The following is a 9,363-nucleotide window of genomic DNA, read 5'->3' as shown; positions in this document are numbered from 1 at the left end:
TGAACTGGCCTAATGATTTTGGACACCTCAATCGGGCGCTATGATGGCGTCCAAATCTGAGGTGTTTGGATATGCGTAAATCTTATTCATGTGAGTTCAAACTCAAGGCTGCCAGCATGGTGCTGGACGAGGGGCAGTCGGTTCCCGAGGTCTGTGCCAGCTTGGATATTGGCCCTACGGCCTTGCGCCGCTGGGTCGATCAAGTTCGCAAGGAACGCTTGGGCTCGACTCCGGTGGGAGCCAAGGCGATTACCGCGGATCAGCGAGAGATCCAGGAACTTAAAGCCTTGCTCAGGCAAAGAGACCGGGATATCGAAATCCTAAAAAAGGCCAGTGCTCTCCTGCTTTTGGACGCCAAAGATCACTCTCGTTGATCTGTGAGCTGGGCGAGCAGTACGGCGTTAACGATTGCTGTCGTGTGTTCGGAATAAACCGCAGTAGCTTTTACGCATGGCGTCAGCGCCAAGGCAAGGTGAGCCCTAAGCGAGAGAAACTCAAGGCTATGCTGGTCAAGCACCACAGGGCGTCGAGAGAGTCTGCGGGCGCTCGTACCTTGGCTAAACAGCTGCAAGCCGGCGGGCATGATGTCGGGCGGTTCATGGCTCGCAGCTTGATGCGAGAAGCAGGCATTGTCAGCCGTCAACGCCGGCGCCATAAGTACAAGTCACCTGGCGTGGAGGCTTTGGTGGCACCGCATGTGCTCAAACGCAAGTTTGATGTTGCGACGGTCAATCAGGTGTGGTGTGGGGACGTGACGTACATCAAAGTCGGCAAGCGTTGGCTGTATTTTGCGGCGGTTCTGGACTTGTTCGCTCGCCGGATTGTGGGCTGGTCGTTTTCGATGATCTCTGATGCCACGCTGACCTGCGAAGCCCTGCGCATGGCGATTGAACTGCGCGGTCGCCCAAAAGACGTACTGTTTCACTCCGACCAAGGTTGCCAGTACACCAGCCATAAATTCAGAAATGAACTGCTGGAACATGGACTCCGACAAAGCATGAGCCGTAAAGGCGAATGCTGGGATAACGCTCCGATGGAGCGTTTCTTTGGAAGTTTGAAATCAGAGTGGGTGCCAGAAGCAGGCTACGGGTCGGAACATGAGGCCCGAGCGGATGTGCAGCGCTATGTATCGCGCTACAACATCACCAGGCCGCATAGCTACAACGACTATCGGTCACCAGTCGCCAGGGAGAAGCTGGTGGCGTGAAACCTTAATCGGTGTCCAAGATTACTTGACCAGTTCAGCCCCGGCCCTAATGAAATTACTGCTGCATCCCGCCAGGGTTGTCGCCTTGGTGTTCCTGGCCGCGATAGGGGTCGGAACCTTCATTCTGATGCAGCCGATTTCCCATGCCGAGGGGGACGCCGTCCCGTGGGCGACGGCCTTCTTTACGGCGGTATCGGCCGTCTGTGTGACCGGGTTGGTGGTGGTGGATACGGGTACGTACTGGTCGACCTTCGGCCAGTCGGTGATTCTGCTGCTGTTCCAGCTTGGCGGTTTCGGCATCATGACGGTGGCGACCCTGCTTGGCCTCATGGTTAACAGCCGGTTGCGCCTGCGCACCAAGATGGTCGCACAGTTGGAGTCGCGCTCATTGGGAGTAGGAGACATTGCCGGCGTGGCCAAACTGGTGCTGGTGGTGACGTTCGCCTTGGAGCTCATCACGACCGTGTGGCTCACTTTAAGGTTGCATTGGGGCTATGGCCAGTCATGGGCCGATGCGGCTTGGAGCGGCCTGTTTCATGCGGTATCGGCGTTCAACAACGCAGGGTTCTCGATTTATCCCGACAGCCTGATGCATTACGCCACGGATACCTGGATTCTGTTGCCTGTGATGGCCGCCATCATTATCGGCGGCATTGGCTTTCCCGTGCTGTATGACCTGCGCAGCCGGTTCAACCATCCTCATCGCTGGTCGCTGCATACCAAGCTCACCTTGTCTGGCACGGCGATCTTGCTGGTGGTCGGGTTTATCACGCTGTTGCTGTTCGAGTGGGACCATTCCACCACCCTTGGCCCGATGGCCGTGACCGATAAAGTGTTATCGGCAGCATTTGCTTCCGTGTCCGCGCGTACCGCCGGGTTCAATTCGATCGACATGGGTGCACTGACCCCGGAAAGCTGGGCGGTGCATTACTTTCTGATGTTCGTCGGCGGCGGCAGTGCAGGCACTGCGGGCGGGGTGAAAGTCGGTACTGTGGCGATCCTGGTCTTGCTGGTGATTGCTGAAATTCGTGGGCACAGTGATTGCGAGGCCTTTGGCCGGCGAGTCGGCGCTGCGGCCCAGCGTCAAGCGATAACCGTGCTGGTCCTGAGCAGCGCCCTGATCGTGTTGGCAACGCTCTTTATCCTGCGTGAAACCGCGTTGCCCACAGACCAGGTCATCTTCGAAGTCATCTCGGCGTTTGGTACCGTCGGCTTGTCCACCGGTATCACCGCCGAGCTACCCACCTCAAGCCAACTGGTGTTGACGCTGCTGATGTTCGCCGGACGGGTGGGCACTATCACGCTGGCGGCGTCACTGGCCTTGGGCAAGCACCGTATGCCCTACCGTTACCCAGAGGAGCATCCCATTGTTGGCTAACTTTCTATTTTCAGAGAAGTTCTCATTTGCCAAGGGCGACAGCGTGGTGGTAATCGGTCTGGGCCGCTTCGGCGGCTCGGTGGCCCAATCGCTGATGCGGCTGGGGCACGACGTGATGGGCATCGACCGCGACGCGGCACCGGTTCATGAGTGGGCTGACCTGCTGACGCATGCGGTGCAGGCCGACTCCACCAACCAGCAGGTGTTACGCCAACTGGGCGTTGCCGACTTTGCCCATGCCATTGTGGGCATCGGCACCGACCTGGCCGCCAGCCTGTTGACCATCATGACGCTGACCGAGCTGGGGATCCCGGATATCTGGGTCAAGGCCCGAACAGCCGAGCACGGGCAGATAGCCCAACGCATTGGCGCTCACCACGTTGTCTATCCAGAGAAGGAAATGGGCGAGCGTGTGGCTCACCTCATTACCGGGCGGATGATTGATTTCATCGAGTTCGACGACGGTTTCGCCATCGCCAAGATTCATTCGCCCGCGTCGAGCCACAACAGCACGCTGGCCGATGGGCAAATCCGCGAAAAATTCGGCGTGACGGTCGTAGGGTTGAAGCGTGCCAGTCAAGATTTTCAGCATGCCACCCCGGGTACGCAGGTACTGCCGGGGGATCTGCTGATCGTGTCTGGGCCGACTCATCTGATTCAAAAATTTGCCGGCCATTCGACATAGGCCGGGAGTTGTGTTGCAGGTAAGCCTGTGGTGAGTGGGCTTGCCGCGCGTTGGGGGGCGAAGCGGGGGTGAGTCAGTCAGTGCGTTTGTTCAGTGCTTGGATTTTGGGGCTGCTGCGCAGCCCAACGCGGGGCAAGCCCGCTCGCCACAACAAGCCCGCTCGCCAAAACAAGTGCGTTTGCCACGGTGGGGTGAGCCTTTATCACGTTCAGTCGGGAGTGTTTTTGTGGGTGAGAAACACCGTTATGCCGATGGCCTGCAGGTGCGCCGCGAAGTACTGGGGGATGCGCATGTCGACCGCAGCCTCAATGCCCTGACCGAGTTCAACAGTGAGTTCCAGGAAATGATCACCCGCCACGCCTGGGGTGACATCTGGACCCGCCCGGGCCTGAGGCGGTCGAGCCGGCTCAGGCCGTCTACGTGGTGTAGACCCTCTTGCGCAATGGAAGCCCCATTTCTTCTTTCAGGCCGTTTTCGGTAAATGCCCGTGGATTGGTGGTGGTTTTCGCGGTGCTGGGGTCGCCGTCGAAATCAACCGGGGGGACTGCCGATTGCAGACCGATCGCCTGTCGCTCCCTGTTGGGTTCACCTTCCTGGTTATTGTCGGGTTCTGCGGTTGCGCCCTTTAGATTTTGGCCTGTGGCACCCGCGAAGGCGTGTCCCCTTTCATGCGCGAGACTGGTGATCGGGGAGGAACTGTCGTCATGCATATACATCGGGTTGTAATTGATCGTGCCCAGGTCAGCTTTTTCTCCGGCTTTACCCTCCACGATATAACCCAACTGTGACTCGCTCAGGGCTTCGACGGCGCCGCCGGCTTGAAGATGCTGTTGGATGGCCTTGGTGTTGAAGCCGTAGGTCATGTCATACCGGGTGTCCAGCTCGCGCAGGGTGACTGGCGCGTTGTTGCTCGCGGCCAGTTCGTCCTCTTTCTTCAAGGACTGCTGGCCTATGGGCGACATTCTCAATAGCTCCAGATCGTCTTCGACGCGCTGTTTGAACTCGGCGGAACCCTCGACCTTATAGGCAGTTTTCCCGGCATCACTGGGCGTTACATCAATCCTGCGTGAGCTGGGCGAGTGGACCACGTTATCCGAAGGTTTGGCGTAGATCACCGTGTTGTCATGGTAAGACCTCACGTTGTTTTTACCCCTGCCGGTGTAAATGACCGAACTGCCATGGCTGACCATCAGGTTGTCACCACCGCCACCGTGCATCACGGTGTGGCCATTTTTGGCGATCATGAAGTCGTTGCCGCGCCCTCCGTCCATATGCACCTTTCGGTGGGCAGGGCCCTGCATGGCCTGAAGGCGGTCATCGCCATTGTCGCCATACAGCGCACTGCTGCCACTGCCCGCGATCAGTGTGTCGTTGCCTTCCCCGCCTGATGCGACCCCACGCCCCCTGCCCATCACGATAAAGTCGTCGCCTGCGCCGCCCTTGATTTGGGTGTTGCCGCCACCACCGCGGGCGTAGTCGTCACCGTCTCCCAAATCGATCTTGATGGGCGTCGCGACGTCTGGAGCCACCACCACGGAATCGTTGCCGCCGTGGGTCTTGATATACAGGGGCTGGACCATTCCCTGCTCGGGACGATTGAGCAGCTCGAGGCTGTAGGCTTTACCGTTGACCGTCGCGAGCAGCTTCCCATCGGGGGCGCGCTTGATGTTCACCCGGTCTGCATGGTTGCCGGTTTCTAACACCATTTGACTGAATATGGTGCTGACGTCGCCGTTTTTTTCGGCGCTGAATTCAACCTCCTGGGAGATTTTCACATTCTTGTCCTGAAACAGGACCTCGCTGTTAACGTAGCTTTTGTGTCCCAGGGCGATTTCCGGAGACGGACGGGAGGCAGGGGTCAGGGCATCGGAGTCAGGGCGTTTGTATTTGATCTGGACGGAGGGTTCTGGCGGCGTCGGCGATGGACTGTGGGTGTAATTCGTCATTACGGGCGTGGACGCAGAGATAGTCATGGTAAGGCTCGATCGTTGCTGGCAGATTTTCCTTTGAGTGGTGGGCAGGGAAGTGTTGTTCCGAGGAGAGGGCAGTCAAACACTTCTCTTGATGTTGCGTGCCTTGCGAGCGGCCTGGATTTAATGGGAATCGGCGTCCCACACCCAATTCCACACGCCGGGCAGATGCACGGGCTCGCTGACATCCTTGACCGTACGCGCCAGCGCGGCGCGTTGCAGGGCGCCGGTGTCGGTGTAGAACGGCTCGGCAGCCGTCGGCATGCCATTGATGCGGGCACTGTCGAGCAGGATCTGCAGGTACTCCTGCAGGTGCCGCGCGGTGTAGCGGTTGATATCGTGGAAGGTCACCACCACCGGTATCACCCCGTCCACCGTCGGTAGCTCGCCGAGCGCGATGTGTTCGCGCACCACCGACAGTTGTCGATACAGATTGGCGCGGCGGCGCGGGCTGCCGTTGAAGCCCCAGATCTTGCCGTCATTGGCACTCAAGTCGGTCAGCAACACCTGCATGCCATGGCGCTGGTAGGCGGCGAACGTGCGGCGGTCGTAGTTCCAGAACGGTGGGCGCACCAGCACGGGCGGTGTGCCGGTGATCGCGGCAATGTCGGCCGCACCTTGGGCGAGGGTGCTGTCCAGCTCGGCGTCATTCAGCCAGCGATGGTTGGTATGAAACGCTGTCGCCGTGTGAAAGGCCAGGATATGCCCGCCCGCGTACTCACGCTCCATGGTCTTGCGGCCGCGGGAGCTACCGCCGGAACGGCTCGCTTCGGTCTGCAGGAAAAACACCGCCTTGATCCCCGGCAACACCGGGTTGTGCGCCAGGTCGGCGACCACGGAACGGCTGGGGTTGTTGTAGCCCGAGGCACTGGGGCCGTCGTCGAAGGTCAGCAGGAAACGGATCGGTGCCTGCGCTTGCAGGCGCTGTTCGGTCTGCGGCGTCAGGGGAATGGGCGCACCAATGCAGCCACTGAGGCTCAGGGCCAGGGCACAGAGGGCGAAGGCGATGACGAAGGATTTCATGGTGTGCGCGGGCCCGGATAAAAGCCGCTGCTGAGTGGATCAGCAGCGGCAGGCGCGCACCATACAGCAAGTCCGGCGGCGGTTTACAGCAGACTTATCGGGTAACTGACGATCAACCGGTTTTCGTCGAATTCATTGTTGCTGTAGTCCCGGCGCATGCTTGAGTTGCGCCAGCGTACCGTCAGGTTTTGCAGGGAGCCGCTCTGCACGGTGTAGCCGATTTCGCTTTCACGGCCCCATTCCTTGCCGTCGGTGATGGTGCCGGTGTGCACGTTGCTGCCGCTGATGTAGCGGTTCATCAGGGTCAGGCCGGGGACGCCGAGGGCGGCGAAGTTGTAGTCATGGCGCACCTGCCAGGATTTTTCCTCGGCGTTGTCGTAGCTCGAGTTGTAGCTGTCGTTGGCCAGGGTGCCGCCGCTGGTGCCGTTGACGCGCATCCAGGCGCTGTTGCCGGTGAGTCGTTGCAGGCCGACGTAGAAGGTGTTGCCGCCATACTTGGCGGAGAACAGCCCGGACCAGGTCTTGTTGTCCAGGTTGCCTGCGCGGGCGCTGCCATCGTCCTTGCCGTAGAAGAATCCGAGGTTGGCCCCCAGCGTCCAGTCGCCGATGGGCTGGCTGTGGATCAGGTTGACGAACTGCTGGCTATAGATGTCCTTGAGCTGGGCATTCCACAGGCCGATCTGGGTGCGCTTGTCGTTGAACGCATACTCGCCGCCCTGGAAGTTGAAACGGTCGGAGGTGAAGGCCGGTTTACCGACCATCGACAGATCGGTCATGCTGCTGTCGTCGCGCGGGCTGTTGGCGCGGAACTGGCCGCCGTAGAGGGTCAGGCCATCGATTTCCCTGGAGGTGATCTGCCCGCCGCGCAGGGTTTGCGGCAGGGAGCGGCCATCGTCCGAACGCAGGATCGGCAGCACCGGCATCCATTCGCCCACCTTGACTTCAGTCTTCGATATCCGCGCCTTGAACGCCACGCCCAGGCGACCGAACTCGTCCGCCGGGCGGCCATCGTGATCCAGCGGCAACAATTGGGTGCCGCCGGTGCCGCGCCCGCCATCGAGCTTCACCGAGTACAGGCCCAGCACATCCACGCCGAAACCGACCGTGCCCTGGGTAAAGCCGGACTTGGCATCGAGGATGAAACTTTGCGTCCACTCCTGCGCGCCGCCCTGGGTCTTGGTGGGGTTGGTGTAATTGCGGTTGAAGAAGAAATTGCGCAGGTTGAGGTTGGCGCTGGCGTCTTCGAGAAACCCATGTTCTTCGGCGACGGCAGGCAACGGAAGACTGGCGACAGCGGTGGCCAGCAAGAGCCGGCGCGGGTGGAAAGTGCTCATGGTGTCGGACCTGTTGTTATTGGGGTTATGCAGGTGGCGGCCATGGTGCGGGGCGGTGCGGGGACGATTCAATCGGGGGAGGGCGGGTTGTGGGCGATGATCGAACGCAAGTTGCCGGGCCGTCGGGCCCGGCAGTCAGGGTCAGCGCTTGGGCAGGTCGAAGTGGGTCCAGGGGAAGCTGGGCAGGTAGTGCTGGGCGGCAACGATCAGCGCCACCATCACCACCAGGAACACCGCTTGCAACGGGCTCCAGAACGCCCAGTGCAAGCCATTCAGCCACGGGTAGCCTTCGGCGAAGGCAGGGCTCATGGAACCGATGCGTTTTTTGTGCAAGAGGTGGATCAGGACCATGCCGGCATAGGTGAGCGCGCCGAGCACGCCGAGCATCAGCCCGCAGGCCACCAGCATGATCGCCTGCGGCACGCCGTGGCGTATCACCAGCCAGTATTCATTGGGGTTGATCCGCTTGGGGATCAGGTACTGGCTCAGCCACAGGTCGGGTACCCGATAGGTGGAACTCATCCCGGCCCACAGTTGTGTCACGCGAAAACCGATGGCGGCCGGCACGAACGCCATCAGCATGAAGATCACGAGCGACATCAGGTTCAGGTTGTCGGGTTTGTCGTGCGCGATGCTCAGGCCGAACCCCAGGGCGAACACGGCCCACAGCCGGATAAACACCTGGGTGTAGATGGGCCGGGGCACGAACTTGCGCCAGAAAAACAGCTGTTTGTGGGGCAGGCGTTCGAGCAGTTGCGGGTAGCGCCAGGTGAGCGTTTCGGCCAGGTGCTTGCAGGCCTGCCAGTCGTTTTCGCCGAAGGTGTCGGTCAGGCGTTTTTGTTGCGTGGCCGACATCGGCGTCAGCAGCAGGCGCGCGGCCAGCGCATCGGCCGAGTTGCGCCGCTTGTCCTGGGCTTTGTCGAGCAGGTTGGCGTAGAAGCTTTCCTGCTCGCAGCGGGACACCAGTTGGCGCCATATCCAGGCGGGTTCCGGGTACACGCCTTTCTGGTCGTCCCAGCCGAACGCCTGGCACACCCGTTCAAACAGCGGCACGCTCCATTGGGTGTCGTGGAGCAGGTGCAGGACGATACGTTGCCACTGTTGCTGCAGGTCAAAGACCCGCAGCCAGGGCTGGTTGTTGTAGTGGGTGAGCCGGGTGATGAACTCGCGTTCGGCCTTTTGCTCAAGCAGTTCCTGCAAGGTGCGGCGGTAATCCTGCAGCAGCTCGCTGGTCAGCGCTTCGTATTGCCAGGGGGTCATCGCCACCTGCTGCCACGGCGTCAGCCATTCCAGGTGTTGCACTGCCCAACTGGCGATGGCGCTGCGCTCGCCCGGGGCATCGAAACAATGGAGCAGCAAGAGGGCCTGGAAGGCGTCGGCGCAGCCCTGTTGGCGGGCCTGGGCCCAGCGCTCGTCGAGGTTATCCACGCTGAGGCCGCTGAGCAGCGCCTGGGCCGGGTTCGGCGCCGGCGCCTCGAAGGGGGCAGGGCTGAGCGGGCGAACGTCCATCAGTTCGGCCAGGTCGCTGAGGTTGCCGTAGGCGGCTTCGGCCACAGGCGCCTCGACCCGGTCCTCGTCCTGGTTATCGACGCGCCAGCGCGCTTCACTCAGGGCTTCTTCGTAGGCCTCGCGCAGGCGCTGGAAGCCTTCGGCGTCTTCGTCCGGGCGGCAGCTTTTGAGCAGCCGCGCATAAGTGCGCTTGATGGTGCGCTCGTCGGCATCTTCCGGCAGTTGCAGCAGGGTCCAACAATCCATGGAGTGTTCCC

General features: G+C 60.8%; 8 protein-coding genes and 1 pseudogene. 5 read left to right on the top strand and 4 right to left on the bottom strand.

From position 1 onward, the window contains the following. The first annotated feature begins 71 nt into the window (after positions 1–71). The 5 genes and pseudogenes from BBG20_RS33065 to BBG20_RS31505 all read left to right on the top strand — a co-directional run. Positions 72–374, top strand: coding sequence for an IS3 family transposase (locus BBG20_RS33065; RefSeq protein WP_065899480.1), 303 nt, complete (start codon positions 72–74; stop codon positions 372–374). After that, on the top strand, positions 371–1,207 hold the full coding sequence (locus BBG20_RS00820; protein WP_065899479.1) for an IS3 family transposase: 837 nt from the start codon (positions 371–373) through the stop codon (positions 1,205–1,207). The genes BBG20_RS33065 and BBG20_RS00820 overlap by 4 nt, the downstream gene beginning before the upstream one ends. Before the next feature lie 49 nt (positions 1,208–1,256). Further along, on the top strand, positions 1,257–2,585 hold the full coding sequence (locus BBG20_RS00815) for a TrkH family potassium uptake protein (RefSeq protein WP_065899478.1): 1,329 nt from the start codon (positions 1,257–1,259) through the stop codon (positions 2,583–2,585). After that, on the top strand, positions 2,575–3,270 hold the full coding sequence (locus BBG20_RS00810; protein WP_218187744.1) for a potassium channel family protein: 696 nt from the start codon (positions 2,575–2,577) through the stop codon (positions 3,268–3,270). Before BBG20_RS00815 ends, BBG20_RS00810 begins: the two co-directional genes overlap by 11 nt. A 226-nt stretch (positions 3,271–3,496) precedes the next feature. After that, positions 3,497–3,676: pseudogene (locus BBG20_RS31505) on the top strand (4-carboxymuconolactone decarboxylase); the annotation flags it as partial. Between the two features lie 10 nt (positions 3,677–3,686). Here BBG20_RS31505 and BBG20_RS00805 read toward each other — a convergent pair. The 4 genes from BBG20_RS00805 to BBG20_RS00790 all read right to left on the bottom strand — a co-directional run bounded on the left by BBG20_RS00805 (position 3,687) and on the right by BBG20_RS00790 (position 9,352). Next, the gene (locus tag BBG20_RS00805) at positions 3,687–5,243 is read right to left on the bottom strand and encodes a M91 family zinc metallopeptidase (RefSeq protein WP_083221301.1); all 1,557 of its coding nucleotides are present in this window, start codon (positions 5,241–5,243) and stop codon (positions 3,687–3,689) included. 120 nt (positions 5,244–5,363) lie between these two features. Then, positions 5,364–6,263 carry a polysaccharide deacetylase family protein gene (locus BBG20_RS00800; protein WP_065899477.1) on the bottom strand — a complete coding sequence of 300 codons (900 nt, stop codon included), beginning with the start codon at positions 6,261–6,263 and terminating at the stop codon, positions 5,364–5,366. 83 nt (positions 6,264–6,346) lie between these two features. Beyond that, positions 6,347–7,597 (bottom strand): OprD family porin, encoded by a 1,251-nt coding sequence (locus tag BBG20_RS00795; RefSeq protein ID WP_065899476.1) that lies wholly within the window; start codon positions 7,595–7,597, stop codon positions 6,347–6,349. A gap of 141 nt (positions 7,598–7,738) precedes the next feature. Continuing rightward, on the bottom strand, positions 7,739–9,352 hold the full coding sequence (locus tag BBG20_RS00790; RefSeq protein ID WP_065899475.1) for a J domain-containing protein: 1,614 nt from the start codon (positions 9,350–9,352) through the stop codon (positions 7,739–7,741). Positions 9,353–9,363: the final 11 nt, after the last annotated feature.

Source organism: Pseudomonas aylmerensis, assembly GCF_001702265.1.
Classification (GTDB): domain Bacteria; phylum Pseudomonadota; class Gammaproteobacteria; order Pseudomonadales; family Pseudomonadaceae; genus Aquipseudomonas; species Aquipseudomonas aylmerensis.
This window is presented reverse-complemented; position numbering and strand designations above follow the sequence as displayed.

Excerpts from the sequence above, each read along its gene's own strand:
- BBG20_RS33065 (WP_065899480.1), top strand. The coding sequence starts at position 72 with ATGCGTAAATCTTATTCATGTGAGTTCAAACTCAAGGCTGCCAGCATG.
- BBG20_RS00815 (WP_065899478.1), top strand. The coding sequence starts at position 1,257 with ATGAAATTACTGCTGCATCCCGCCAGGGTTGTCGCCTTGGTGTTCCTG.
- BBG20_RS00805 (WP_083221301.1), bottom strand. The coding sequence starts at position 5,243 with ATGACTATCTCTGCGTCCACGCCCGTAATGACGAATTACACCCACAGT.
- BBG20_RS00800 (WP_065899477.1), bottom strand. The coding sequence starts at position 6,263 with ATGAAATCCTTCGTCATCGCCTTCGCCCTCTGTGCCCTGGCCCTGAGC.
- BBG20_RS00795 (WP_065899476.1), bottom strand. The coding sequence starts at position 7,597 with ATGAGCACTTTCCACCCGCGCCGGCTCTTGCTGGCCACCGCTGTCGCC.
- BBG20_RS00790 (WP_065899475.1), bottom strand. The coding sequence starts at position 9,352 with ATGGATTGTTGGACCCTGCTGCAACTGCCGGAAGATGCCGACGAGCGC.